Source organism: Pseudomonas anuradhapurensis (assembly GCF_014269225.2).
Classification (GTDB): Bacteria; Pseudomonadota; Gammaproteobacteria; order Pseudomonadales; family Pseudomonadaceae; genus Aquipseudomonas; species Aquipseudomonas anuradhapurensis.
The window spans coordinates 4,236,524-4,260,548 of the sequence record NZ_CP077097.1; the positions used below are offsets into that span (position 1 = coordinate 4,236,524).

Genomic DNA, 24,025 nt, shown 5'->3' on the forward strand with positions numbered 1-24,025 from the left:
CCAGCAATTTGCGCAGCGATGCTGAAATCCTGGGGCCGCTTTGCCGCCCTTCGCGACACAAGGCCGCGCCTGCAAAGGATCTGCGTCTTGCCGAAAAACGAGAGGATTCCCTGATGATCCTGCAACGCATCTTCGCCCTGGTCCTGCTGGCGGTGTGTGCCGCCCTGGCCGTGATGGCCTGGCCCTACCAGGCGGCGTTTTCCTATGAGCCGGTGGGCCCGCGCGCCTATCCGTTGCTGATGCTCGGCCTGATGGGCCTGGGCCTGCTGTACCTGGTGTTCCGCCCCACGCCCATCGTGCGCAAGGACGACGAGCCGGAACTGGACCGCGAGACCCTGATCAAGATCAGCGCCTGTGTCGGCCTGTTGATCGTGTTCGCCAGCACCTTCGAAGCCCTGGGCTTCATCCTCAGTGCCGTCCTGATCGGCGTGCCCATGGCCCGCCTGTATGGCGGTCGCTGGCTGCACAGCTTCATCGTGGTGGCAGGCATGAGCCTGTTCCTCTACTGGCTGTTCGACCGCGTGATGGACGTGCCCCTGCCCCTTGGCCTGCTGAGCGTACTGGAGAACTGACACATGGATACCTTGAGCTACCTGGGCCAGGGCTTCGGCGTCGCCCTGTCCCCCTACAACCTGGTCACCGCCCTTACCGGCACGCTGATCGGCACCGTGGTCGGCCTGCTGCCTGGCCTGGGCCCGATCAACGGCGTCGCCCTGCTGATCCCCATCGCCTTCGCCCTCGGCTTGCCGCCGGAATCGGCGCTGATCCTGCTGGCCGCGGTGTACCTGGGCTGCGAGTACGGCGGCCGCATCAGCTCGATCCTGTTGAACATCCCGGGCGAAGCCTCGACCGTGATGACCACCCTCGACGGCTACCCGATGGCCCGCAACGGCTTGGCTGGCGTGGCGCTGTCACTGTCGGCATGGAGTTCGTTCATCGGTGCCTTGATCGCCACCTGCGGCATGGTGCTGTTCGCCCCGCTGCTGGCGAAATGGGCGATTGCCTTCGGCCCGGCGGAATACTTCGTGTTGATGGTCTTCGCCATCGTCGCCCTTGGCGGCATGGCCGGTGACAAGCCGTTGAAAACCTTCATCGCCGCACTGATCGGCCTGTTCCTGTCGGCCGTTGGTATCGACGCCAACAGTGGCGTGTACCGGTTCACCGGGGACAGCGTGCACCTGGCCGACGGCATCCAGTTCGTGGTGCTGGTGCTGGGCTTGTTCTCCATCAGCGAAATCCTCCTGCTGCTGGAAAAGACCCACCATGGCCACCAGGCGGTCAAGGCCACCGGGCGCATGCTGTTCAACCTCAAGGAAGCCGCCTCGGTGTTCGTGGTGAACATCCGCTGCGGCCTGCTGGGCTTCGTCATGGGCGTGCTGCCAGGCGCCGGTGCAACCCTGGCCAGCGCCGTTGCCTACATGACCGAGAAACGCCTGGCGGGCGAAAAAGGCAATTTCGGCAAGGGTGATGCCCGCGGCCTGGCCGCCCCGGAAACCGCCATCGGCGCATCCTGCTGCGGTGCCCTGGTGCCGATGCTGACGCTGGGCGTACCCGGCTCGGGTACCACGGCGGTGATGATCGGGGCACTGACCCTGTACAACATCACCCCCGGCCCGCTGTTGTTCGAACAGCAGCCAGACATCGTCTGGGGCCTGATCGCCTCGTTGTTCGTCGCCAACATCATGCTGGTGATCCTCAACATTCCGATGATCCGCATCTTTACCCGCATCCTCGCCGTGCCGAACTGGGCACTGGTGCCGGTGATCGCCATCATCACTGCGATCGGTGTGTACGCGGTGCATGCCACCACCTTCGACCTGTTCCTGATGGTCGGCATCGGCATCATGGGCTACATCCTGCGCAAGCTGGACTTCCCGCTGTCGCCGATCCTGCTCGGTTTCATCCTTGGCGGGCTGATGGAGCAGAACCTGCGCCGGGCGCTGTCGATCTCCAACGGTGAGCTGGGCATCCTCTGGTCGAGCACGATCAGCATGTCGGTATGGGTGCTGACCCTTTGCATGCTGACCCTGCCGCTGCTGCGCAGCTGGCGTAAACGCAGCATGCAACGCCGGGCGATGGCCGATGCCTGACCGTGGGTTGCCGCTGTCTGTCGCGACCGGGCTGGTTGGCCTTGCTGGTGGTTTTGCCGCCAGCCAGGTCGGCTGGCCGTTGCCGTGGATGGTCGGCGCGCTGCTGGCGATCATCCTGGTCCGCTGCCTGACGCCCTGGCAACTGCCGGAAATCCCCAACGGGCGCAAATGCGGGCAATGCATCATCGGCATCGGTATCGGCCTGCACTTCACCCCGGCGGTGATCGAGCAAGTGGCCAGCCATTTCGCGCTGATCTTCTTCGGCGCGCTGTTCATCAGCCTGTCCAGCGTTATCAGCGTCTGGCTGCTACGGCGCAGCGGCGAAGACCGCGCAACGGCGTTCTTCGCCAGCATGCCCGGCGGCTCGGGGGAGATGGTCAACCTTGGCGCTCGCAATGGCGCGGTGCTCAGCCAGGTGGCGGCGGCGCAGAGCCTGCGTGTCCTCGCCGTGGTGCTGTGCGTACCGGCGCTGTTCAAGTTTCTGCTGGGTGATGGGGTGCCGATGAATCACACCGGCAGCGTGAGCTGGGGCTGGCTGGCGCTTATCGCTCCGCTGGGGGTGGCCGTTGCGTTGCTCTGGCAGCGCTTGCGCCAACCCAATCCATGGTTGTTCGGGCCATTGCTGGTGGCGGCCACGCTGAGCCTGGCGGGCAACCTGCAGATCGCCCTGCCCCACGGCGCCAGCCAGATTGGCCAGTGGCTGATCGGCAGCGGCCTGGCCTGTCACTTCAACCGGGCATTCTTCCGCCGCGCCCCTTCCTTCCTCCTGCGCACCCTGGTCGCCACTGCGCTGTGCATGGCGATCGCCGCCAGCGCAGCCTGGGTGCTGAGCGTGATGACCGCGCTGGACCTGCGCTCGCTGACCTTGGGCATGATGCCCGGGGGAATTGCCGAGATGAGCCTGACCGCCGAGACCTTGCAGCTGTCGGTACCGCTGGTGACGGCGCTGCAGGTGATGCGGCTGCTACTGGTGCTGTTTCTGGCAGAGCCACTGTTCCGGCTGTGGAGTGCCAGGCCGGAATGATCGTGTCGCTTTCTTCGCGGGCTTACCCGCGAAGAAAGCAACGCGGCCGGTCCATCACAGCGGCGGCAATGCCCAGTTGATCGGGGTCAGCCCGCGCTGTTCGAGGAAGCTGTTGGTGCGGCTGAAATGCCCACAGCCCAGGAACCCGCGGTAAGCCGACAGGGGCGATGGATGCACCGATTTCAGCACCAGGTGCTTGGTCCCGTCGATCAGCTTCTGCTTGCTTTGCGCATGCGAGCCCCACAGCAGGAACACCACGTTCGGGCATTGCTCGCTGACCACCTGGATGATCCGGTCGGTAAACAATTCCCAGCCCTTCTTGGCATGTGACGCTGCATTGGCACGCTCCACGGTCATGGTCGTGTTGAGCAGCAGCACGCCCTGCTCGGCCCAGCTCTGCAGGTAGCCATGGTCGGGAATCGGGATATTCAGGTCACGCTGCAATTCCTTGTAGATGTTGACCAGCGACGGTGGCGTGGCCACGCCCGGCTGCACCGAGAAACACAGGCCATGCGCCTGCCCCGGCCCGTGATAGGGGTCCTGGCCGAGAATCACCACCTTTACCTGGTCCAGCGGCGTCGAATTGAGCGCATTGAAGATCAGCGGCCCTGGCGGGTAGATCTCCTTGCCGGCGGCATATTCGCTACGCAGGAACTCGCGCAGCTGATGCATGTAGGGCTGGTCGAATTCGGCGCGCAACGCGGCCTTCCAGCCGGGTTCGAGTTTGATGCGATCGTCGTCAGTCATGGGGCCTTCCGTAAACAATGGCGCGACACTAGGTAAGCCTTGTGCGCTTGTCAAACGATCCGACCGACGACCGGCATGATCGGCCAGGCAAGCCATACTTGTGCGATGACTTGCGCGAGGTAGTCCATGGCCATTCATTGCGAGGTACTCACCGGCGCCGATGGCGCCCGCATCGGCATCGCCACCCTGGATGCGCCCAAGGCGCTCAACGCCCTGAACCTGCCGATGATCGAAGTATTGGGCGAGCAGTTGCACGCCTGGGCCCGAGACCCCAGGGTCGTCTGCGTGTTACTGCGCGGCAACGGCAGCAAGGCATTCTGCGCAGGGGGCGATGTACGCGCTCTGGCGCACGCCTGCCGCGACCACCCCGGCAGCGTACCACCGCTGGCCGCCACCTTTTTTGCCGCCGAATACCGCCTGGACTTCGCCCTGCACACCTACCCCAAGCCGCTGCTGTGCTGGGGCCACGGGCATGTGCTGGGCGGCGGCATGGGCCTGCTGCAAGGCGCCAATGTGCGTATCGTCACCCCCAGCAGTCGGCTGGCCATGCCGGAAATCAGCATCGGCCTGTACCCGGATGTGGGCGCCAGCTGGTTCCTTGCCCGTTTGCCAGGCAAGCTGGGCTTGTTCCTTGGCCTGACGGGGGCGCCGATCAATGCCCACGACGCCCTTGACCTGGGCCTGGCCGATCGCTTCCTGGGCGAATACCAGCAGGAAGCGCTGATCGAGGAATTGCTGCAATTGAACTGGCAGGAGCAGACCGCGCTGCAACTGAACAGCCTGCTCAAGGCCGAACAGCACCGGGCCTGCGCCGAACTGCCCGAAGCCCAGTGGCTGCCACGACGGCAGGTCATCGACCAGTTGCTCGACGTAGCCGATGCGGCCGCGGCCTGGCGTGCCCTGGAAGGGCTCAAGCACCACGACGATCCGCTGCTGGCCGAGGCCGGCCGACAATTGCATGCCGGTTGCCCGCTGACGGCACACCTGGTGTGGGAGCAGATTCGCCGGGCACGCCACTTGTCGTTGGCGCAGGTGTTCCAGATGGAATACGGCATGAGCCTGAACTGCTGCCGCCACCCGGAATTCAGCGAAGGGGTACGCGCGCGCCTGCTGGACAAGGACAACCAGCCGCGCTGGCACTGGCCGGATGTGGCGCAGGTACCGGCGGCGGTGGTCGAGGCGCATTTTGCCAAGGTGTGGGAAGGCCGCCACCCGCTGGCAGACCTGGATTAGCTTCGAGAGGGGGGCGCATGACGCCCCCGTCTCAATTCACCTACCGCTGCCAGTTCCCCCCTTGCCCACGCCGCCCATCCCAACGACGGTCACCGTCCCCCCGTCTGTCGGAATGCCAACGGTCGTTCTGGTAACGCTGGCTGCCGCCACGATAGTCATGCCGATCCCGGTCGCGCCCATAGTCGTAGCGCTGGCGGTTGCCATAGTCATAGCGTGGGTTGCCATGCCATTGCTTCATCACCGGCGGCGGCGGCGAGCGGTAATATGGCGCTGGCGCCGGGCGGTAGTAGTAGCGCGGTGCTGGCTGGTAGTAATAGCGCGGTTGTGGCGTCACGTAATAGTGGTCATAGCGGTAATACCCCGGCGACACGTAACGGTCGGCGTAGTAGTGATCCGAGCGATAGTAGCCCCCGGTCTCGTAGTACGGGACGCAGGCGGCAGTCATCAGCCCCAGCAGGGCGATCAACAGGATTCGATAGGACATGGCGGCCTCCTGGACCGCTGGAGTGCCCGAACAGCGGCGCTGGCGAGCGTCGACGCGAAATGCGATCATCGACATGTGATAAGACCGTGGCGCCAAGGTGCAGTGCCATTTCTGCAACAATTTGATACAGCTGAGCGGCAGCCATGCCTGACAACCGACACTGCCCCGCCTGTGGCGCGCCCAACCGGTGCAGCCTGGCCGACCCGGCCCGCGCTACCCAGGCCTGCTGGTGCTATAGCGTAACCATCGACCCGGCCGTGCTTCAGGCCCTGCCTGCCGAGCTGCGCGACCAAGCCTGCCTGTGCCCGCGCTGCGCTGCGGTTGAACAACAACTGCGCACCTCTGCCGCCGACTGACGGGCCCCAATGCGTCTCGACCGTTTCCTCGCCAACCTGCCCAGCCACAACCGCCAGCAAGCCCGCCTGATGTTGGCGCAACGCCGCGTGCGGGTGGACGGCCAGGTGGCCAGCGACCCTATGACCGAAGTACGCGAATTCAGCCGTGTCGAACTCGACGACCAGCTGCTGCAGACAGGCCGGCCGGCGCGCTACCTGATGCTTCACAAGCCCGCAGGCTGCGTCAGCGCCACCCGGGACCCGCAGCATCGCACCGTGCTCGACCTCCTGCCCGCTGCGCTGCGTGAGGACCTGCACATAGCCGGGCGCCTGGACCTCAACACAACTGGCCTGATGATCCTGACCAACGATGGCCAATGGTCACGGCGGCTTACCCAGCCCGCGACCAAGTTGCCCAAGCACTACCTGGTGGAAACCGAGGACGAGATTGGCGAGCACTACGTGGCCAAATTCCGCGAGGGCTTCTACTTCGCCTTCGAGGATCTGACCACGCAACCTGCCCAGCTGGATATCCTGGGCCCGCGCCAGGCGCGGCTGGCGATCGTCGAAGGGCGTTATCACCAGGTCAAGCGCATGTTCGGCCATTTCGACAACAAGGTGGTGGGGTTGCACCGCGAGCGCATGGGCGCCATCCACCTGGACCCGGAATTGGCGCCAGGGGCGTTTCGCGAGCTGACAGCGGATGAAATAGCCACGGTCTAGTCTGCCTGAGCGGGCCGCTTCGCGGGTGAAACCGCTGCAACAGGAGTAACCCAGGCTTCGGCCTTGCAGAAGACCTGTGGGAGCGGGTTCACCCGCGAAGACGCCGGCACAGCAATCCAGCAGCGCCATACGACCGCTCAGCGAGAAAAGTCACATTTTCCCCCGAACGGCACTTGCAGGATCCACGACCCGCTGCTTGAATCCAAATCGTCAGTCTGCATGTGACTACCAAGTCACATTTGCAGTCGAAGACACCTTTTGCCGGCCACCCAAAGCCTCGATGCCTTGGGGCACGGCAAATTGCCCGCCAAAAACAATACCCGTCGACACACGTGCCAAGGATCGACACAGGGCCCCGCTTTCTCTTCAGGCAAATGCCTACCTGTCATAAAGAACGTGCACCCTAGGTGACGCGAATACCCTTTTTGCGCCAGGAGTCGATGAGATGAGGCCAGAAATTGCTGTACTTGATATCCAAGGTCAGTATCGGGTTTACACGGAGTTCTATCGCGCGGAAGCAGCCGAAAAAACGATCATCCTGATCAACGGCTCGCTGGCCACCACCGCCTCGTTCGCCCAAACGGTACGTAACCTGCACCCGCAGTTCAACGTAGTACTGTTCGACCAGCCCTACGCGGGCAAATCCAAGCCACACAACCGTCATGAACGCCTGATCAGCAAAGAGACCGAAGCGCATATTCTTCTCGAGCTGATCGAGCACTTCCAGGCGGACCACGTGATGTCGTTCTCGTGGGGCGGCGCAAGTACCTTGCTGGCGCTGGCGCACCAGCCAAGGCAGGTCAAGAAAGCGGTGGTGAGTTCGTTCTCGCCGGTGATCAACGAACCGATGCGCGACTACCTGGAGCGCGGCTGCCAGTACCTGGCCGCCTGTGATCGCTACCAGGTCGGCAACCTGGTCAACGACACCATCGGCAAGTACCTGCCGTCGCTGTTCAAGCGTTTCAACTACCGGCACGTCAGCAGCCTGGACAGCCATGAGTACGCGCAGATGCATTTCCACATCAACGAAGTGCTGCAGCATGACCTGGAACGGGCCCTGAAGGGAGCGCGCAATATCGACATCCCGGTGCTGTTCATCAACGGCGAGCGCGACGAGTACACCACCGTCGAAGATGCCCGGCAGTTCAGCAAGCATGTGGGCAGGAGCCAGTTCAGCGTGATACGTGACGCAGGGCATTTCCTGGATATGGAACACAAGGCCGCCTGTGAAAGTACTCGCAGCGTCATGCTCAACTTCCTCAAGCCGACCCTGCGCGAACCGCGCCAACACTACCAGCCGGTACAACAGGGGCAGCATGCATTTGCCATTTGAGCGCCTCGGCGCCCTGTAGCCAATACCCGCAGCTATAGGGTGCCGACAAGCTTTTTTATAACTCGGGCTTCTAATTCGTGGAGGGTTCTGGTAAAAAGCTCAGCGCAGACGCGGGTATAGTTTAGTGGCAAAACGAAAGCTTCCCAAGCTTTAGTTGAGGGTTCGATTCCCTCTACCCGCTCCACATCGCACTTGTGCATGGCGTTCCAACAACGTCATCGCTGTCAAAAGGGGCCTCGGCTCCTTTTTTCGTTTCAGCTCTCCTTTGACTTGCACCATGGCCATTTGCCCGCTGATCCGCTTCAATGCGCAGATGGTTCCGTGAAACATTTCGAAAGGACGACGCATGTTTCTCTCCCGCTGGCTACCGGGCCTTGCCAATCTGCTGCACTATCGCCGCGAGTGGTTCCACGCCGACCTGCAGGCCGGCCTGTCGGTGGCGGCGATCCAGATCCCGATTGCCATCGCCTATGCGCAAATCGTCGGCCTGCCGCCGCAGTATGGCTTGTATGCCTGTGTGCTACCGATGATGGTCTATGCCCTGATCGGCAGCTCGCGCCAGTTGATGGTCGGCCCCGATGCCGCCACTTGCGCCATGATCGCCGGCGCGGTGGCGCCACTGGCCATGGGCGACCCACAGCGGATTGCCGAGCTTTCGGTAATCGTCACCCTGCTGGTCGGGGTGATGCTTATCGCCGCCGGCCTGGCCCGGGCGGGGTTCATCGCCAGCTTCTTCTCGCGACCGATCCTGATCGGCTACCTCAACGGCATCGGCCTTAGCCTGATCGCTGGGCAACTGTCCAAGGTGGTGGGGTTCAGGATCGAAGGCGACGGGTTCATTCTCAGCGTGATCGATTTCTTCCAGCGCCTGGGGGAAATCCACTGGGTGACGCTGTTCATCGGCCTGGGCGCACTGGGCCTGCTGATATGGCTGCCACGGCGCTACCCGCGCCTGCCCGCAGCACTTACGGTAGTGGCGCTGTTCATGCTGCTGGTCGGCCTGTTCGGCCTCGACCGCTTCGGTGTCGCCATCCTTGGCCCGGTACCCGCCGGCATTCCGCAACTGGCCTGGCCACACAGTAACCTGGCAGAAATGAAAAGCCTGCTGCGCGATGCCCTGGGTATCGCCACCGTCAGTTTCTGCAGCGCCATGCTCACCGCACGCAGCTTTGCCGCCCGGCACGGCTACGCCATCAATGCCAACCACGAATTCGTCGCCCTGGGCGTCAGCAACCTGGCCGCCGGGGTGTCCCAGGGTTTCGCCATCAGCGGCGCCGACTCGCGTACCGCCGTCAACGACATGGTCGGTGGCAAAAGCCAGCTGGTGGGTATTATCGCCGCGTTGGTCATCGCCCTGATCCTGCTGCTGTTCACCGCACCGATGGCGTGGATCCCGCAGGCCGCGCTGGGTGCTGTGCTGCTGATGGCCGGCTGGGGGCTGATCGACATCAAGTCGCTGGGGCAGATCCGCCGCCTGAGCCGCTTCGAATTCTGGCTGTGCCTGCTGACCACGGTCGGCGTGCTGGGCCTGGGCGTGCTGCCCGGCATCGTGTTTGCCGTGACCCTGGCGATCCTGCGCCTGCTGTACAGCATCTACCAGCCTACCGACGCAGTGCTGGGCTGGCTGCCGGGCACCGAAGGCCAGGTGGACATCCGCAAGCACAAGGACGCCCGCACCGTGCCCGGCCTGGTGGTGTACCGTTTCGACGACGCGATCCTGTTCTTCAACGCCGACTACTTCAAGATGCGCCTGCTTGAAGCCGTGCAGAGCCAGGCGCAGCCCAAGGCCGTGCTGTTCGATGCCGAAGCGGTCACCAGCATCGACGTCAGCGGCATCGCCGCCCTGCGCGAAGTGCGTGACACCCTGGCCGCCCAGGGCATCCTCTTCGCCATCGCCCGCGCCCGCGGCACCTTCCTGCGCATGCTGGTGCGCTCGGGGATGGCACGGCAGATGGAAGACAAGCTGCTGTTCGGTTCGGTGCGGGCGGGCATCCGCGCCTATCGGCTGTGGCGTAACCGTAATCGCCATGTGCAGGTGGCTGCGCAGGGTTGAAAACGCCGCGCTGGTGCTGCTGGCCCTATCGCCGGCACGCCGGCTAGCACAGCGATGGCAAAGCTACACAGCTTGCATGGCGTGCTAAAGTCGCCCCCGTTCCCGCTCCACCCAACGGACCCCAACATGCCCGCACTCGACGCCGCCCTCATTCCCTGGCCAGCACTCGCCGCCCGCCATCCCTGTGACGCCCTGCTGCTCGGCAATGGCCTCAGCCGGGCACTGTGGAAGCCGTTCGGCTACTTCTCGCTGTTCGAGGAAGCGCAGCGCGCCGGCCGCAAGAAAGGCCTGGCGGTCAGCGACCAGGCCCTGTTCAAGTCATTGGGCACGGAACTGTTCGAGCCCGTGCTCAGCACCCTCAACACGACCGTACGGGCCAACGCCGCGCTGGCCATCAATTCCACCGCGCCGCTGAACCGCTACTATTCGATCAAGGAAGCGCTGATCCACGCCGTTCGCACCGTGCACCTGCCATGGCCACGCATGCCGGTCGCCACCCTGGCAGCGCTCAACCAGGCCCTGCGCAGCTACCGCAGCGTCTATACCAGCAACTACGATCTGCTGCTGTCATGGGCCGTGCAACACGCACCACACGGCTTCGCCGAACTGTTCGACGAGCAAGGCTTCTTCGACGTGCGTCGCACCCACGCTGAAGGCACCCGGCTGCTGCACCTGCACGGCGGCCTGCACCTGCTCAAGCTGCCCGACGGCAGCACCCGCCAGCGCAGCGCCGACAGCGCCGAACTGCTCGATGGTTTTGCCGTGAACATCCCCGGCGAAGTACCGCTGTTCGTCAACGAAGACCGCAGCGACGAGAAACTGCGCGCCATCCGCAACTCGGACTACCTGAGCTGGTGCCTGGGGCAACTGGCAGGGGAAAGTCAGGGGCTATGCCTGTTCGGGCAGCATCTGGACAGCACTGACCAGCACCTGCTCGAAGCCATTCGGCAGGCTCGGCCGAAGCATCTGGCGGTGGCAATACGGCCGCTGAGCGAGGCTTCGGTGATCAACCAGAAGCAGCATTTCGTCGATCGGTTGGGGGATTTGCCAGAAACGGCATTGCATTTCTTCGATGCCAGTACCCATCCGCTCGGTAGCGCGGAATTGGCGACAGCATTGCCGCCAACCCGCTGACCACTCGCCCGATCAAGGCGCCGACGCGGTCGTCACCTGCACCACCGGGCCCGCTGGGCCCACCGCAACCGGCTCGGCCACCGGTGCATTGCCGCCCAACTGGCGAATCTGCCGTACCTGCTGGACCCTGTTCAGGTTTTCCCAGGCAACGGGATAGTGCCCGGGCGACTGTTCGATCGCACTGCGGAAAAACTGCTCGGCGATGTCCAGCTTGCCTTCTACCAGGCAGACATAGCCGACATCATTGCTGGCTTCGGCACGTTTTTCGACCTGCTCGAAGGCAGATACGGCCTCCTCATAACGTGCCATGCGTGCCAGCAGCAAGCCATAGTTGCGCCACAGCGGTTTGTAGGTGCCGTCGTAGCTCACCCCGCGTTTGTAGTGCTGTTCGGCTTCGCCCCACTGCCCGGCCATGTAGTAGGAATAGCCCAGGCTGTTCTGCACGAACGCGGAACGTGGCTCGATGAGCTCGGCCAGGCGGTAGTACATCTGCGCCTCGGCGAAGTTGTCGCCCAGGTCGGCAAGCACGCCCAGGCCGTTGTACGCCTTCAGCGGGGACTTGTTGTCGACCCTGAGCGCCGCCGTCCCAGTCTGGGTGTTGGCGGGGTCCTTGACGAAACGTTTCTGATCCACCGCCACGGCCTTGGACAACAGTGCCTTGGCTTGCTCATATTTACGCATGGACAGGTTCATCAGGCCCAGTTCGGTCAGCGCGTCGGGGTTGTCAGGTGCCTTGGCCAGCACTTCGTTGAAGGCCATCTCGGCAAGCTGGTTATTGCCGCGCTCACGGTGAATGCGCCCCACCCACACCAGCGCCTCATAGCGTTCCGGGGCCAGTTCGAGTACGCGCAGGTACTGGTACAGCGCCTGGTCAAGGTCCCCTGCCTGGTAGGCCATCGCCGCAACCTGCATCGCCTGGTCGGGCGAGTTGCTCTGCGTCTGCACCTGGTAAAGCACCGAGTTCCCAGCCGAATAGACCGAACGCACCCCGTTCAGCTCCGGCCCCATGCTCTGGCACCCCGACAGCACGGCTATCATGGTCAACAGCAAACCGATCCTGTTCATGTCATGGCTTCCCGAACGTTTTTATTATCCCGATGATCACCGGGCCGATGGCTACCAGAAAAAAGCTTGGCCACAGACAGAAAATTAGCGGAAAAACCAGCTTCGTTCCGATTTTCGCGCCCATTTCTTCAGCAGCCTGCATGCGCCGGTCGCGAAACTCCTCGGCGTAGATGCGCAAGGTCGCCGCGACACTGGTACCGAAGCGGATACTCTGCGCCAGCAGGCTGACCAGGCCTTGAATGTCTTCCAGGCCGGTGCGATCCGCCAGTTGCCTGAGTGCTTCGGTACTGGAGATACCCGCGCGGATCTGCGCATTGACCAAGGCCAGTTCCTCGGCCAGTTCGGCCTGGCTGACTGCCATTTCTTCGGCCACCCGCTCGATAGCCTGGGGCAATGCCAGGCCCGACTCCACGCACACCACCATCAAGTCCAGGGCATCGGGAAAGGCCGCCCGCAAGCGCCCCTGTCGCGCGGTGCGGCGTTTGTCCACATACATCGCCGGTAGCAACCAGCCGACGGCAGCGCCCATGACCACCACGCCCAGGCCGGTCATCGGGGAAAGGTTCGGCACCATGGGCAATATCAGCAGCGACACGCCCGACAGCGTCAGCGGCAACAGCAGACGCACGGCCCAGTACACTTGTAGCGATGACGCCGAGCCATAGCCGGCATGGGTCAACAGGGTTCGGGTTGCCGACACTTTGCCGGCTGCAGACGGCGTAATGCGCCGCCCTACCCGCTCCAGCAGCAGCTGCAGGTTGCCGGGTGCCTCCCGCCCGGTCGCAGCACTGGAATGATCACGTTTGATCAAGGCAAGGCGGCGCTGCAACGGGCTCTGCAAGCCCAGCACCAGCAGCGTCATGGTAATGACCGCAATGACTGTACTCACCCCGATCGCACCGACGATCAGCAGGCGTGCCAACGCCTCATTGTCCGTCACCCCACTCAACAAACCGAGCAAATAGTCCATGACTGACACTCCCCCTGCGAGAATGGCCTAGATCTGGATACGGATAATTCGGCGGATCCAGAAAATCCCCACCAACATGGAGCCGAAAGCTCCCATGACGAACATCTGCCCGGTAGGATCCTTGATCAGCAACGTCAGGTAGTCCGGGCTGGTGACAATGATCGCTGCCGCCAGCAGAAAGGGTATGGCCACCAATATCCAGGCCGACATCCGCCCTTCGGCCGACATGGTCTTGACCTTGCGCTGAAAGCGGAAACGCCCACGGATCAGGTTGCTCAGGCGCTCCAGCACTTCGGTCAGGTTGCCGCCGGTCTCACGATGAATCAGGATCGAGGTCACCAGCATCATCACCGTCATGCTGGGCATGCGCTCCAACAGGCCGAGCATGGCCCGGCGCACGTCATTGCCGTAGTTGATGTCGGCGAAGGTCAGGCCGAATTCCTGTGCCACCGGCCCCTTGTGCTCATCCGCTACCAGGCGCAGGGTTTCGTTGAATGGGTGCCCGGCACGCAAGGCCCGGCACATGGCCTCCAGGGCATCCGGCAAACCTTCCTCGAACTTGGCGAACCGCTTGCCACGGTCACGGATGATCTTCAGCAATGGCAACCACAACGCCACGAACGCAGCCGCCAGCGCCAGCCACCAGTAGGGTAGGAACAACCAGACCAGCATGCCGGTCGCCGCTGCCAGCACGAGCCCGGTCAACAGTACCCGATAGGCCCGATACTCATGCCCGGCCTGCTCGATAATCTGCGTCAGCGTGGCCATGAATGGCAGTTGTTCGAGCCGCGCCTCCAGCGGCGACAGGCGTGTCAGGTATTTCTGTCGCAATACGGTCTGCATGTTCGGCAGGTGGCTTGCCCGCTCCAGGATCACCAGGCGGCCGCGGATACGCTTGCGCACCTTGCCCGCCTCGCCGAACACGGGTACCACCAGCCCCTGGCTGAGCAGGAACACGGCGATGAACACCATGCCGAGAAACACCAGGATGTATTCGCCGGGTATCTGGTTCATGGCTGACGAGCCTCCATCCATTCAGGCCGGAACATCGACAGGGGCAATTCGATGCCGCGCTTGGCCAGGGCATCGCGAAACGCCGGCACCATGCCACTCGGGCGGAAATCGCCAAGGACCTGGCCCTGCTCGCCCACACCGTTGCGCACGAAAGAGAAGATCTCGGTCATGGTGATGATTTCGCCTTCCATGCCGTTGATTTCCTGCACACTGACCAGGCGCCGCTTGCCGTCTTCCTGCCGCTCCAGCTGGATCACCACATCGATCGCCGATGCGATCTGCTGGCGCATGGCCTTGATCGGGAACGTGGCGCCAGACATCAGCACCATGTTCTCGATCCGGCCCAAGGCGTCGCGCGCGGTGTTGGCGTGGATGGTGGTCAGCGAGCCATCGTGGCCGGTGTTCATCGCCGTCAGCATGTCCAGCGCCTCGGCGCCACGCACCTCGCCGATCACGATACGGTCGGGGCGCATCCGCAGGCTGTTGCGCACCAGCTCGCGCTGGCCGACCTCGCCGCGCCCCTCGATGTTCGCCGGCCGGGTTTCCAGGCGCACCACGTGCGGCTGCTGCAGCTGCAGCTCGGCGGAGTCCTCGATGGTGACAATCCGTTCGTTGTGCGGAATGAAACTGGACAGCACATTGAGCATGGTGGTCTTGCCGCAGCCGGTACCGCCGGAAATCAACACGTTCAACCGCCCCCGCACGATCGCCTTGAGCAGCAAGGCAATGGCAGGCGTCAGCGCGCCGGTCTGGATCAGGCTGTCGGTATTGAGCAGGTCCACGGCAAAGCGGCGGATCGAGATACTGGGCCCATCTATGGCCAGTGGCGGAATGATCGCATTGACCCGTGAGCCGTCCTTGAGCCGGGCATCGACCAACGGCGAAGACTCGTCGATGCGCCGGCCCAGGCTGGAGACGATGCGATCGATGATGTTGAGCAGGTGCTGGTCATCGCGAAAACGCACGTCGGTGCGCTGCAACTTGCCGAACCGTTCGACGTACACCGAGTCATGGCCATTCACCAGGATGTCGGACACCGTGTGGTCGGCCAGCAGCGGCTCCAAAGGGCCGAGGCCGAGCACTTCGTCGGTGATCTGCTTGATGATCAACTGGCGGCTGGCTGAGCTCACCGGCGCCGACTGTTCGTCGAGCAGGCGTTGGCAGATGTCGCGGATCTGGCGCACGGCCTCGGCCTGCCCGAGCGAGTCGAGCAAGGACAGGTCCATGACCTTCAGCAGCTGCTGATAGGTCTTCTCGCGCCATTCGGCTTCCACCTGGGTGACCTGGCTTCTGGTTTCGAAAAGCACATCCGGGGCTGATTGCTCCCAGGCCATCAGCGCCTCCGCCGCATCCTTGCTGCCGCCACTTGGCATGGGCGGCGAGGCTGCCTCCGGGGTGCCAGTCTGTTTGCGTAAACGGTTACGGAAATCGTTAAGCATGGTTCACCCCCGGAAGACACGCTTGAAGGCGCGCTTGAACAAACCGTTGTCAGCGGCCACCGCTTCGCCAGCCAGCGCCTCGGCCAGGCCACGCAGCGCCTGGGCGATCGCAGACCGAGGCGCTTGCAAAGCCAACGGCACACCGGTGTTCTGGCTCTGGTTGATGACGCTGAAGTCATTGGGCAGTTTCACGATATTGGTACAGCGCAGCGCCTCGCCGATGTCCTTGAGGCTGACCGGGGCCGCCTTGTCGTAGCGGTTGACCACCACCTCGAGCTGGTTGCCCCGTACGCCCAGGTCATCCCGCAGAATTCGCGCCAGGGCGCTGGCGTCACGCAGGTGATTGACACTCTGCTGCATGACGACGTAAACCCGGTCAGCCTGTTCCAGCACCGAAGCGGTGATGTGGTCGATCTGCCGTGGCAGGTCCGCCACCACCCAGTCATAGTTGGCGCGTGCCAGCTGCAACAGCTTGTCGAGCTGTTCGGCCTGGACATCCTGCGGCAGGCACAGCTCATTGGCGCGGCTGCCAAGCACATGCAGCGAGGGGCTGAAATGGCTGCAGAAGCCACGCAGGGCGACACCATCCATGTCTTTTATCTGCTGCAACACGTCCAGCTGGCTGTGCGACTGGGCAACATCCAGGTGATGCGACACGCTGCCGAACTGCAGGTCCAGGTCAAGCAACAGGGCGTTGCCCTTGAGGCTCAACTGATGCGCCAGGTTGCAGGCCAGTACCGTGCCGCCTGAGCCGCCCTTGGCATTCATCACCGCGACCAGCTTGCCGGTCGACTCGCTGCTGGTCTGGGTCTCCGTGACCATGCGGCCCAAGGCAGCGATAAGCTCCGTGGCCACGATCGGCTCCGGCAGAAAATCGCGCGCACCGGCCTGCATCGCCAGGCGCATGCCTTCCCGATCATCCAGCAGGCCACACAGCAACAGCGGCGGGCGTTCGTGGGCCGGGCGTTGCAACAGGGCTGCCAGCTCCTCGCGCCACAGCTGGCCGACGCGCAACAGCAGGAAGTCGGGCATCCGGTCCAGGCCGAACAGCGGGTCGTTATGGCCATTGCCCACCTGCCGAACATTGACCTCGAGTGCCGGAATGCGCTGGCAGATTTCTTGCAACTGGCGCAAGGCCAAGGCGTCCGAGCTGCTGATCAACAGACGCTTCCGGGACTTGCTGGAAGTAGCGGATACAGAGGGTTCACTGAGATTCAGCATGGTGTGATCTCCGGTGCGACGTCCGCCTTGGGATGACGGCCAAGGCTTTCGCGAGGCAGGGTCGCCTTGAATACGGGCAAGGTAATGGGTACCCCGAAACCTGGAATGAACAGGCTGAACTGGAAGTTCTGCAGGGTCAGCTGGACATAGCGCACAGCGGCGAACCCGCTGGCATTCACCAGGTCACCGGGGCTGGCCACCGGCGCGCCGTTCTGGTCCAGGTACCGCAGGGTCAGGTCACCGGTGTCCAGGTCGGCCAACAGGCTGCTGACGCCACTGTCACCGGCGCTGTTGAAGATCGCCCGGCGCAGCACGACTGGGTCGCTGATATTGCATACCGCTGCCAGGCGTGCGCCCCGCCGCACCGATTCGTTCAGCACATTCACGGTGTAATACAGCCGCCCCATTTCCAGCACCCCGAACAACAGGGTGAACAGCAATACGCTGATGAAGGCGAACTCCACCACATACACCCCCTGCATGCTGCGCTTCATCACAGTGCCCTCATCACGGTGGTGGCGACCAGCGGGAAGTTCAGCGCCACGCTGTTGCCGACAAAGGCCGGAATGCCGCTGGCAATCAGCGGGGAAAACACATAGCTGATGGTCACCTGCACATGGTCGCTGGTACCCGCCACCTTGGCCACCTGTACGGTGGTGTTGGCCGGCATCCCGGTCAGGCTGCAGGGCGGCGCAGAAGGGGCGCCGAACACCGCCACGTATTTGGTCATGCACTCGAGGTCGGGGCTTACCACGACCTGGCCAAGGGTCGCGTTCCAGGCCCGGCTGGCGACGTAACGTGCAGCATCACGGCTGCCCTGCAACAAGCTGTTGTACTGGTAGAGCATGCGGCCGAATTCGCCAAAGACCAGCAAGGTCAGCAACAGCAATGGCAGGGTCAGCGTGAACTCGACGATTGCCACCCCTTGCTGGCGCCGCGCGCGCTTGAGCCGGTGAAGTTCCATGACACGCTCCTAGGAGTCGATGCTCGGTGTGCCACTGCCATTGATGAAGGTCTTGTACAGCTGAATGATCTGCGGGCCTGCATCGTCCTGCGGCGTGGGCCCGGGAACATTGTCGCCATCGCACTGCTTGACGAACTGGCCGAAGATCTGCGAATCCCCACCTGCGCTCTGGGCTGGCTGGAGCACGTAGAAACAGCCGAAACCAAGCACCGGAATCGAGCTCGTCCCTGCATTCTTGCCTGAGCAGTCGCCCACCACGATGCGCAGTATCCTGCGCTCGAACACCCCGTTTGACTCGCACCCCGCTCCCCCACCCGCGACACACGCCGCAGCACGTGCGGCATAGTCGTTGTAGTCGAACAGCTGGGTGCCGCCGGCCGAGAGGTTGCCATTGCTCGAAGCAACAGGTTGGCCCTGGTATTCCACCCGAGCTGGCGAGACGGCGTCGTTGTACTTGATCAGGGGATTGCTGTAGGTGGTCACCAGGTCAGGCGGGTAGTCGCTGCTCCTGTATGTCCCCTTGTAGTCGCCAAAGCGCGTATTCAGGCCCTGGACGGAAGGACCGACGGTGTTGCCAGGCTTGGTATCGACGCTGTCACCGACGTTACGGCAAACCGAGCCGCCGCCGGCCATGAGTTCGCCCACCTCCTTACCGCCTGCGCCAAAGTCGAGCAGCTGGAAGTTGCCGGGGCCAATCGGGTCACTGTTCTTGGCGGCAGACTTCAATACCTCCAGGTCACCGAAGCGGTAGCCCCAGAACATGCCGGCATCCGGGTTGTATTTTGCCGGGTCGCCACACACCAGCAGCGGCGCAAGGTTGCAGGGGCTGGTCGGGCTCGGCCCGGCAGTGGCGATCGCGGTCAGGCTCTTGGCACCGACGGTGCCGGTACCGATCGACTGGGCGATGCTCCAGAAATAACCCGCCAGCGAGTAGTTCGCGACCTTGACCCGCACGTAGCTGGCGTTGGCTGGCCCGGGGAAGGAGAACGGCCCATAGACGTTGTCGGCCAGCTCCACCACGGCAAATGCCCCAAGGTTGCCGCCGATGGCCGTCAGCAGTTCCTGGTTGCCCGCGGCCTTGGCATTCTCGTTCAGGGTAAACAGCGCGGCATCCCGTGTGGCACTGGCGGCGTTGCCTGCACCCATTACCTGGCTCAGGGTTTTCGCGCCACTCAGGGCAGCTGCATCCACGGCGTTCTGCAGGCGGGTCTTGTTCAACAGCATATGGCCGCCGTCGAGCACCAACGCCGCCATCATCAGTATCGCGACCAGGGCGATCACGATAATGACAGTCACCGCTCCCCGCTGCTGGCCTGGCCAGGCGGTGAACGTACGTTGAGCTCGAGGAGTCATGATCACGCCCTCAATCGTTGCTGAACTTGATCTGGATCGGCTGGCCAATCTGCTGCGCTTCGCCGGTCGCACCGCGGTAGCCATTGACCACCTTCTCCAGCAACGGGCCATCGACGCCTGCGGCCGGCAGCTCGGTGCCCGGGTGGGCGGCAACCTCCTTGTCGGCAATCTGCTGGTAGTTGGTCTGGTAGACGCTGTAGCCCAGCGGGCCCACCCGGCCTGGGTCGTAGGTAATGCAACCGGACAGCCCCGATACAAGCGCGCAACACACGATCACGGTTCTCATGCTGGTTTCTCCGATCAGTTCAGATCATGGCCAAAGTTGCCACCGCTGACCCCAAGGCTGACGGGGACCGCGCGACCGGGCTCGCTGCCCTTGGTCTTGCCAAGCAGGTAGAAGTCCAGGTCACTGGGTTCGACGAATTTCTCGGTGGGCAGACGTACCGCCTTGGCATCCACGGGCTTGGCCAGGTGCGGTGTCACCAGGATCACCAGTTCGGTTTCGCCGTTGATGAACGACTGGCTGCGGAACAGGTGGCCGAGCACCGGCAAATCCCCCAGCCCCGGGAACCGGCTGACGAAGTCACGGGTGTTTTCGCTGATCAGGCCGGCGATGGCGATGGTCTGGCCATTGCCCAGTTCGACCGTGGACTCGGCGCTGCGCTTGGTCAGCGACGGAATCAACTGGGCCACACTGTCGCCCAGGATGCTGCCGAGGCCGGTGTCGAGCACCAGCGAGTTGGCGTTGGAAAGCTCGCTCACCGAGACATTCAGGTTGAGGTTGATGCGCCCGGAATCGAGCACCACCGGCATGAACTTCACCCCGACCCCGAATTCCTTGTACTCGATGGTAATGCCATCGTCCTCGGTGATCGGCACCGGGAATTCGCCACCGGAAATGAACTCTGCCTGCTGGCCGCTCAGGGTGGTGAGGGTGGGTTCGGCCAGCACCTTGGCAGAACCATTGTCCTTGGACGCCTCCAGTACCACGTTGAACAGGAAGTCGTCGGACAGGAACTGGGCGAACAGGCCCTTGCCACCCCCAATCAGCGAACCGGGCGAAAGGACCGTGCCGCCACTGGGTGACAGGCCCAGCCCCTGACCATTGTTGAAGCCGCCACCGCTCCAGTTGCCGCCAAAGCCAAGGGCATTGAAGCGCACGTTGAGGTTCTTGATCAGGCTGCGCTGCATCTCGGCCACCTTGACCTCCAGCATCACCTGCTGGCCACCACCGACGCTGAGCAGGTTGATCACCTCCAGCGACTGGGCCGGTGCCGCTGCGGCAGCCTCGCCCTTGCCTTGCACCACGCTCGCGGTTTGCGCGGCATAGGACTTGGCGACCTTCATCGCCGTGTCCATGGCCGCAGCGCTGCTCACCTGGCCGCGCAGCACCAGCGCGCCCTGGGCGCTGAACACCTCGATGTTCTCCGCGGGCAGCAGTTGATGCAGTTTGGTCTTGAGCCCGGTAAGGTCATGCACCACTTCCACATCGAAGGTCTCGATCAAGCGGTTGTTGGCGTCCCACAGCAGCACGTTGGTAGTGCCCAGCGAGCGCCCGAGCAGGTAGAGCTGGGTCGGGCTGGTAATGAGGATGTCGGCAATTTCCGGGTTGCCGACCGAGATCTTCCTGACCGCGGTACGGCTGCTGATCGTACGCGACTTGAAGATCGGTACCTGGACTGCATTGCCACTGGCCGCCGGCAGGGAGCTGAATTCAGACCCAGAGCCTTCCGCCTGGGTAGCGCCAGCGATCAGCAACTGCATACCCAGCCCGCACAACAGGTACAGCCCTACTCTCTGCCAAGTATTCATTCACGACTCCTTGCGAAGTGATCTTGTTCCCACCGAAGGTTAGCCACTGCACGCGCAACTGCTTCAAAACCTTGTTTTCGCTATTTCGACTTCTGTCCCGCGAATGATGGTGACCGCACCACCGCCATTGCCGCGGTTCACCACCGGTTTCGGTTGCGCTCTGATCACTGGCGGTGCAGCCTTGGGTGGCTCGGCGGCGGCAATGACCGGAGCTGGTTTCTGCGCGTCCAGCGGGTTACGCAGGGCCAGTTGCAGCTTCCCTTCGGATTGCGCCTTGACCAGCACCTCTGCCTCTTTGACCGACATTTCCAGGGTCACGGCACGCACCACCACCGGTTGCGTCTTGTCGGTCCCCGCCGTCTGGTCCACGGCCAGTACCCGCAGGTTCTGCAGAATGGTCGTGGACTCGGCCTGGTTACTGCTGCCATCGCTCTGCCTGGTCGCCAGTACGTCGACCCGGTTACCTGGCAGGAGGAACCCGCCCACCCCGACCACATCGTCGACACGCACCGAAATGGCCCGTTTTTCCGGGGCGATCAACGACGCCAGGGTACTGCCGCCCAGGTGCTCGGCGACGCGTGCGCTGCGCAGCACATCGCCGCGCAGCAGGGCGAAGGTGGCGATCTTGCCTTGCACCTTTTCGGTACTGTCGAAGGCATCGTCGGGCACGGTATCCTTGGGCATGCGCACCAAGGTGACCTGCTGGGCCTCGATCATCTGCCCGAACGGGATCTCCACCGTGGCGATCACCACGTTCTTCATGTTGTCATCCGGGGAGGCCTTGAGCCGCCCGTTCAGCCAGTTGTTGGCCATCAAGGCGGCGCCAAGCCCCAGGGTCAGGGAAACGGCAACCAGGATCAGCGTGCGGGCACTCATGTGTGCATCTCCTTATCCAAGGAAGTCGATCTGGACGAAGTAGTTTTGCCAGGCCCATTTCAGTTCCTGCGCCGACAACGGCCCCTCGCCGCCCAGGTAACGCTGGCGGTCGAGCGCCATGCTCAGCAGGTCGCGCGGGTGGCACGGCACCAGCGGCACGCCCTCGGCCTCGTAGAGGGCCTGCAGCGCGTAGCGCAACAGCGCCGGCTCATAAGCCAGGCCCAGGCGCTCGCACTCCTGACGCCAGATGCGCTCGTACTCATCGACCTTCAGGTAGCTGAACTGCAGCTTGTAGCCAATGCGCCGCAAAAAGGCCTCGTCGGCCAACTCCAGCGGATTGAGATTGGTGGAGAACACCAGCACCAGGTCGAACGGCAGTTCGCAATGGCGCCCGCCCCCCAGGTTGAGGAAGTCGCGCTTTTCTTCCATCGGCACGATCCAGCGATTGAGCAGCTCGGCCGGGGCCATGCGCTGACGGCCCATGTCGTCGATGATGAACAGGCCATTGCTGGCCTTGAGCTGCAAGGATGCCTGGTATTGGCGGCTCGCGGCGTCGAAGCGGATATCCAGTTGCTCCATGCCCAGTTCGCCGCCGGTGATGACGACCGGGCGCTTGCAGCGGACCAGCCGCCGATCGATACCTTCGTTGAGCAGCAGGCTGTTCTGTTGGCCCTCGTCCTCCAGCGGCTGATGCACCTGGGGGTCGAAGACCTCGATGACCGACTCGTTGATCTCGATGGCACGGGGGACCCAGATGGCTTCCCCGAACAGGCGAATCAGGCGGCTGCTGATGTAGGTCTTGCCAGTGCCAGCAGGGCCGTAAATCATGATGGCGCGCCCGGAGTTCAGCGCTACCCCCAGTTGATCGAGCATCCCCTCCGCAAGCACCACGCCCGCGAAGGCGGTTTGCATGTCCTGGGTAGTGATGCAGCCATGGTGGATGGTCTGCAGTTTGAGCAGGTCACGGTAGGCATTTACCGGAAAAGGCGCCGCACCGATGTAACCACTGCGCGCCAGTGCATCACGGGCAGTACTGCGGCCGCGCTCGGTCAGGCCGAAGCGCAGCGCCTGCCCACCCGATTGCACACCGACCTGGCCCAGCACCTCGACGCGGCCTTCCTTGCGCAGGAAGGCCAACACTTCTTCCACCACCGCGCCGGTCAGCGCCAGCCGCTCCACCAGGCGCGACAGGTCCAGGGTACCGGCGTCGTGCAGGTGCTTGCACAGCAAATCACCGAGAAAGCTTTCGGCCAGGCCAGTCTCGCGAACCGTACGTGGCTGAGGTGCCAGGCTTTGCACTGCTTCCTTGGCGAAGGCGCAGGCACCACTGTCTCTGAGTGCGTACATCGTTAGCCTCCCAGGCTATTGGCCAAGCGGTTGCCAGAAAAGGCTGACAAGGGTTCCGGACAGGATCGCGACTGAATAAGGAAAAGGTTTTCCGGCAACTTCATCGGCCGTCGGTGCAAAATAGGCCTGAGCCGTCAACACCAACCAATAGCGTTGCAAAGTCTGTTTCAACTGTCCGCGTATTAACACTATCGACATCCCCCATACGCCGCCGGCTATCAGGCTGAGAAGTGCAGCCGAAAGTGCGTCATGCGGTGTAAGGAAGGTACCGACCATGGCCATCAACTTAACGTCGCCGGCGGCCATGCCCCCCAGCGCGTACATCGGAATGAAAACGGTAAAACCTATCAACATGCCCAGCACGCCATTACCCAGCCCGGCAAATCCTGCTGCGTGAACCTGGCCTGCCAACCCCAACCCCAGCCCCAACAGGATCAACAGGTTGGGAATGCGGTGGCTGCGAAGGTCGCCAACCACCGCGATGCCCAACAATCCTAGCAGCACGACAATGGCGGACAGAGATTCTGCTGACATTGCTGCATCCCCCTTGGGGCCTAGTGGTGAATCGACTCAAGGAGCAGGGGTACCGCCGAGGGCAGTAATCAGCTCGTTGATCTTTCCCTTGACTGTGGTGCCCAAATTGGTGAAAGCGGTCACCAGCACGAGGGCAATCAACCCACCGGCTACCGCATATTCCACGACGGTCAGGCCGTCTTCGTCTTTGGCAAACTTCATTACCGAAGCCTCGATTCTTTGCAGTGACATTTCGCCCACCTCGCTAAGGACACTTACCTTTGTAGTTTGGTCA

General features: G+C 63.1%; 25 protein-coding genes and 1 tRNA gene. 10 read left to right on the top strand and 16 right to left on the bottom strand.

Features of this window, described 5'->3' with window-relative positions; all coding sequences use genetic code 11:
• The first annotated feature begins 113 nt into the window (after positions 1–113).
• The 3 genes from HU763_RS19395 to HU763_RS19405 are packed head-to-tail and all read left to right on the top strand — an operon-like array spanning position 114 to position 3,114.
• The gene (locus HU763_RS19395; protein ID WP_170032092.1) at positions 114–572 is read left to right on the top strand and encodes a tripartite tricarboxylate transporter TctB family protein; all 459 of its coding nucleotides are present in this window, start codon (positions 114–116) and stop codon (positions 570–572) included.
• 3 nt (positions 573–575) lie between these two features.
• On the top strand, positions 576–2,090 hold the full coding sequence (locus HU763_RS19400; RefSeq protein WP_186685188.1) for a tripartite tricarboxylate transporter permease: 1,515 nt from the start codon (positions 576–578) through the stop codon (positions 2,088–2,090).
• Positions 2,083–3,114: an AbrB family transcriptional regulator gene (locus tag HU763_RS19405; protein ID WP_186685189.1), complete on the top strand. Its 1,032-nt coding sequence runs from the start codon at positions 2,083–2,085 to the stop codon at positions 3,112–3,114. Before HU763_RS19400 ends, HU763_RS19405 begins: the two co-directional genes overlap by 8 nt.
• A gap of 54 nt (positions 3,115–3,168) precedes the next feature.
• On the opposite strand, the gene ung is transcribed toward HU763_RS19405, so the two are convergent.
• Complete coding sequence (gene ung, locus HU763_RS19410; RefSeq protein WP_186685190.1) at positions 3,169–3,861, bottom strand: uracil-DNA glycosylase; 693 nt, start codon at positions 3,859–3,861, stop codon at positions 3,169–3,171.
• 126 nt (positions 3,862–3,987) lie between these two features.
• Between ung and HU763_RS19415 the strand changes: the two genes are divergently transcribed.
• On the top strand, positions 3,988–5,094 hold the full coding sequence (locus HU763_RS19415) for an enoyl-CoA hydratase/isomerase family protein (RefSeq protein ID WP_170032104.1): 1,107 nt from the start codon (positions 3,988–3,990) through the stop codon (positions 5,092–5,094).
• A gap of 40 nt (positions 5,095–5,134) precedes the next feature.
• Here the strand turns inward: HU763_RS19415 and HU763_RS19420 are convergent, their stop codons facing one another.
• Positions 5,135–5,578, bottom strand: coding sequence for a hypothetical protein (locus tag HU763_RS19420; protein ID WP_186685191.1), 444 nt, complete (start codon positions 5,576–5,578; stop codon positions 5,135–5,137).
• Between the two features lie 143 nt (positions 5,579–5,721).
• Between HU763_RS19420 and HU763_RS19425 the strand changes: the two genes are divergently transcribed.
• The 6 genes from HU763_RS19425 to HU763_RS19450 all read left to right on the top strand — a co-directional run bounded on the left by HU763_RS19425 (position 5,722) and on the right by HU763_RS19450 (position 11,156).
• On the top strand, positions 5,722–5,934 hold the full coding sequence (locus tag HU763_RS19425; protein ID WP_170032110.1) for a cysteine-rich CWC family protein: 213 nt from the start codon (positions 5,722–5,724) through the stop codon (positions 5,932–5,934).
• A gap of 9 nt (positions 5,935–5,943) precedes the next feature.
• The gene (locus tag HU763_RS19430) at positions 5,944–6,636 is read left to right on the top strand and encodes a pseudouridine synthase (protein ID WP_186685193.1); all 693 of its coding nucleotides are present in this window, start codon (positions 5,944–5,946) and stop codon (positions 6,634–6,636) included.
• Between the two features lie 445 nt (positions 6,637–7,081).
• A complete protein-coding gene (locus HU763_RS19435) occupies positions 7,082–7,969 on the top strand; it encodes an alpha/beta fold hydrolase (RefSeq protein WP_186685195.1) in 888 nt (295 codons plus the stop codon).
• Positions 7,970–8,079: 110 nt separating this feature from the next.
• Positions 8,080–8,153 (top strand) — tRNA-Gly (locus tag HU763_RS19440).
• A gap of 162 nt (positions 8,154–8,315) precedes the next feature.
• A complete protein-coding gene (locus HU763_RS19445; RefSeq protein ID WP_186685197.1) occupies positions 8,316–10,022 on the top strand; it encodes a SulP family inorganic anion transporter in 1,707 nt (568 codons plus the stop codon).
• A 126-nt stretch (positions 10,023–10,148) separates the two neighbouring features.
• On the top strand, positions 10,149–11,156 hold the full coding sequence (locus HU763_RS19450) for a DUF4917 family protein (RefSeq protein ID WP_186685199.1): 1,008 nt from the start codon (positions 10,149–10,151) through the stop codon (positions 11,154–11,156).
• Between the two features lie 12 nt (positions 11,157–11,168).
• Here the strand turns inward: HU763_RS19450 and HU763_RS19455 are convergent, their stop codons facing one another.
• The 14 genes from HU763_RS19455 to HU763_RS19520 form a co-directional block, all read right to left on the bottom strand.
• Complete coding sequence (locus tag HU763_RS19455) at positions 11,169–12,221, bottom strand: tetratricopeptide repeat protein (RefSeq protein WP_186685200.1); 1,053 nt, start codon at positions 12,219–12,221, stop codon at positions 11,169–11,171.
• 1 nt (position 12,222) lies between these two features.
• Positions 12,223–13,191, bottom strand: coding sequence for a type II secretion system F family protein (locus HU763_RS19460; protein ID WP_186685201.1), 969 nt, complete (start codon positions 13,189–13,191; stop codon positions 12,223–12,225).
• A 27-nt stretch (positions 13,192–13,218) separates the two neighbouring features.
• The gene (locus HU763_RS19465) at positions 13,219–14,205 is read right to left on the bottom strand and encodes a type II secretion system F family protein (RefSeq protein ID WP_186685202.1); all 987 of its coding nucleotides are present in this window, start codon (positions 14,203–14,205) and stop codon (positions 13,219–13,221) included.
• The gene (locus tag HU763_RS19470) at positions 14,202–15,644 is read right to left on the bottom strand and encodes a TadA family conjugal transfer-associated ATPase (RefSeq protein ID WP_186685203.1); all 1,443 of its coding nucleotides are present in this window, start codon (positions 15,642–15,644) and stop codon (positions 14,202–14,204) included. Before HU763_RS19470 ends, HU763_RS19465 begins: the two co-directional genes overlap by 4 nt.
• Before the next feature lie 3 nt (positions 15,645–15,647).
• A complete protein-coding gene (locus tag HU763_RS19475; RefSeq protein ID WP_186685204.1) occupies positions 15,648–16,865 on the bottom strand; it encodes an AAA family ATPase in 1,218 nt (405 codons plus the stop codon).
• Positions 16,859–17,362: a TadE/TadG family type IV pilus assembly protein gene (locus tag HU763_RS19480; protein ID WP_186685205.1), complete on the bottom strand. Its 504-nt coding sequence runs from the start codon at positions 17,360–17,362 to the stop codon at positions 16,859–16,861. Before HU763_RS19480 ends, HU763_RS19475 begins: the two co-directional genes overlap by 7 nt.
• On the bottom strand, positions 17,359–17,829 hold the full coding sequence (locus HU763_RS19485; protein ID WP_186685207.1) for a TadE/TadG family type IV pilus assembly protein: 471 nt from the start codon (positions 17,827–17,829) through the stop codon (positions 17,359–17,361). Before HU763_RS19485 ends, HU763_RS19480 begins: the two co-directional genes overlap by 4 nt.
• A 9-nt stretch (positions 17,830–17,838) precedes the next feature.
• Positions 17,839–19,185, bottom strand: coding sequence for a TadE/TadG family type IV pilus assembly protein (locus tag HU763_RS19490; RefSeq protein WP_186685511.1), 1,347 nt, complete (start codon positions 19,183–19,185; stop codon positions 17,839–17,841).
• A 7-nt stretch (positions 19,186–19,192) separates the two neighbouring features.
• Entirely contained in the window at positions 19,193–19,468 is a 276-nt protein-coding gene (locus HU763_RS19495) for a hypothetical protein (protein WP_186685210.1), read from the bottom strand.
• A 14-nt stretch (positions 19,469–19,482) separates the two neighbouring features.
• Positions 19,483–20,994 (bottom strand): type II and III secretion system protein family protein, encoded by a 1,512-nt coding sequence (locus HU763_RS19500; RefSeq protein WP_225931899.1) that lies wholly within the window; start codon positions 20,992–20,994, stop codon positions 19,483–19,485.
• A gap of 63 nt (positions 20,995–21,057) precedes the next feature.
• The gene (gene cpaB, locus HU763_RS19505; RefSeq protein WP_186685212.1) at positions 21,058–21,870 is read right to left on the bottom strand and encodes a Flp pilus assembly protein CpaB; all 813 of its coding nucleotides are present in this window, start codon (positions 21,868–21,870) and stop codon (positions 21,058–21,060) included.
• A 12-nt stretch (positions 21,871–21,882) separates the two neighbouring features.
• Positions 21,883–23,217, bottom strand: coding sequence for a P-loop NTPase family protein (locus tag HU763_RS19510; protein WP_186685214.1), 1,335 nt, complete (start codon positions 23,215–23,217; stop codon positions 21,883–21,885).
• Between the two features lie 15 nt (positions 23,218–23,232).
• Entirely contained in the window at positions 23,233–23,751 is a 519-nt protein-coding gene (locus HU763_RS19515) for an A24 family peptidase (protein ID WP_186677542.1), read from the bottom strand.
• Positions 23,752–23,787: 36 nt separating this feature from the next.
• Positions 23,788–23,982, bottom strand: coding sequence for a Flp family type IVb pilin (locus tag HU763_RS19520; protein ID WP_186685216.1), 195 nt, complete (start codon positions 23,980–23,982; stop codon positions 23,788–23,790).
• Positions 23,983–24,025 lie beyond the last annotated feature (43 nt).

Excerpts from the sequence above, each read along its gene's own strand:
- HU763_RS19395 (WP_170032092.1), top strand. The coding sequence starts at position 114 with ATGATCCTGCAACGCATCTTCGCCCTGGTCCTGCTGGCGGTGTGTGCC.
- HU763_RS19400 (WP_186685188.1), top strand. The coding sequence starts at position 576 with ATGGATACCTTGAGCTACCTGGGCCAGGGCTTCGGCGTCGCCCTGTCC.
- HU763_RS19405 (WP_186685189.1), top strand. The coding sequence starts at position 2,083 with ATGCCTGACCGTGGGTTGCCGCTGTCTGTCGCGACCGGGCTGGTTGGC.
- ung (WP_186685190.1), bottom strand. The coding sequence starts at position 3,861 with ATGACTGACGACGATCGCATCAAACTCGAACCCGGCTGGAAGGCCGCG.
- HU763_RS19415 (WP_170032104.1), top strand. The coding sequence starts at position 3,988 with ATGGCCATTCATTGCGAGGTACTCACCGGCGCCGATGGCGCCCGCATC.
- HU763_RS19420 (WP_186685191.1), bottom strand. The coding sequence starts at position 5,578 with ATGTCCTATCGAATCCTGTTGATCGCCCTGCTGGGGCTGATGACTGCC.
- HU763_RS19425 (WP_170032110.1), top strand. The coding sequence starts at position 5,722 with ATGCCTGACAACCGACACTGCCCCGCCTGTGGCGCGCCCAACCGGTGC.
- HU763_RS19430 (WP_186685193.1), top strand. The coding sequence starts at position 5,944 with ATGCGTCTCGACCGTTTCCTCGCCAACCTGCCCAGCCACAACCGCCAG.
- HU763_RS19435 (WP_186685195.1), top strand. The coding sequence starts at position 7,082 with ATGAGGCCAGAAATTGCTGTACTTGATATCCAAGGTCAGTATCGGGTT.
- HU763_RS19445 (WP_186685197.1), top strand. The coding sequence starts at position 8,316 with ATGTTTCTCTCCCGCTGGCTACCGGGCCTTGCCAATCTGCTGCACTAT.
- HU763_RS19450 (WP_186685199.1), top strand. The coding sequence starts at position 10,149 with ATGCCCGCACTCGACGCCGCCCTCATTCCCTGGCCAGCACTCGCCGCC.
- HU763_RS19455 (WP_186685200.1), bottom strand. The coding sequence starts at position 12,221 with ATGAACAGGATCGGTTTGCTGTTGACCATGATAGCCGTGCTGTCGGGG.
- HU763_RS19460 (WP_186685201.1), bottom strand. The coding sequence starts at position 13,191 with ATGGACTATTTGCTCGGTTTGTTGAGTGGGGTGACGGACAATGAGGCG.
- HU763_RS19465 (WP_186685202.1), bottom strand. The coding sequence starts at position 14,205 with ATGAACCAGATACCCGGCGAATACATCCTGGTGTTTCTCGGCATGGTG.
- HU763_RS19470 (WP_186685203.1), bottom strand. The coding sequence starts at position 15,644 with ATGCTTAACGATTTCCGTAACCGTTTACGCAAACAGACTGGCACCCCG.
- HU763_RS19475 (WP_186685204.1), bottom strand. The coding sequence starts at position 16,865 with ATGCTGAATCTCAGTGAACCCTCTGTATCCGCTACTTCCAGCAAGTCC.
- HU763_RS19485 (WP_186685207.1), bottom strand. The coding sequence starts at position 17,829 with ATGGAACTTCACCGGCTCAAGCGCGCGCGGCGCCAGCAAGGGGTGGCA.
- HU763_RS19495 (WP_186685210.1), bottom strand. The coding sequence starts at position 19,468 with ATGAGAACCGTGATCGTGTGTTGCGCGCTTGTATCGGGGCTGTCCGGT.
- HU763_RS19500 (WP_225931899.1), bottom strand. The coding sequence starts at position 20,994 with ATGAATACTTGGCAGAGAGTAGGGCTGTACCTGTTGTGCGGGCTGGGT.
- cpaB (WP_186685212.1), bottom strand. The coding sequence starts at position 21,870 with ATGAGTGCCCGCACGCTGATCCTGGTTGCCGTTTCCCTGACCCTGGGG.
- HU763_RS19510 (WP_186685214.1), bottom strand. The coding sequence starts at position 23,217 with ATGTACGCACTCAGAGACAGTGGTGCCTGCGCCTTCGCCAAGGAAGCA.
- HU763_RS19515 (WP_186677542.1), bottom strand. The coding sequence starts at position 23,751 with ATGTCAGCAGAATCTCTGTCCGCCATTGTCGTGCTGCTAGGATTGTTG.
- HU763_RS19520 (WP_186685216.1), bottom strand. The coding sequence starts at position 23,982 with ATGTCACTGCAAAGAATCGAGGCTTCGGTAATGAAGTTTGCCAAAGAC.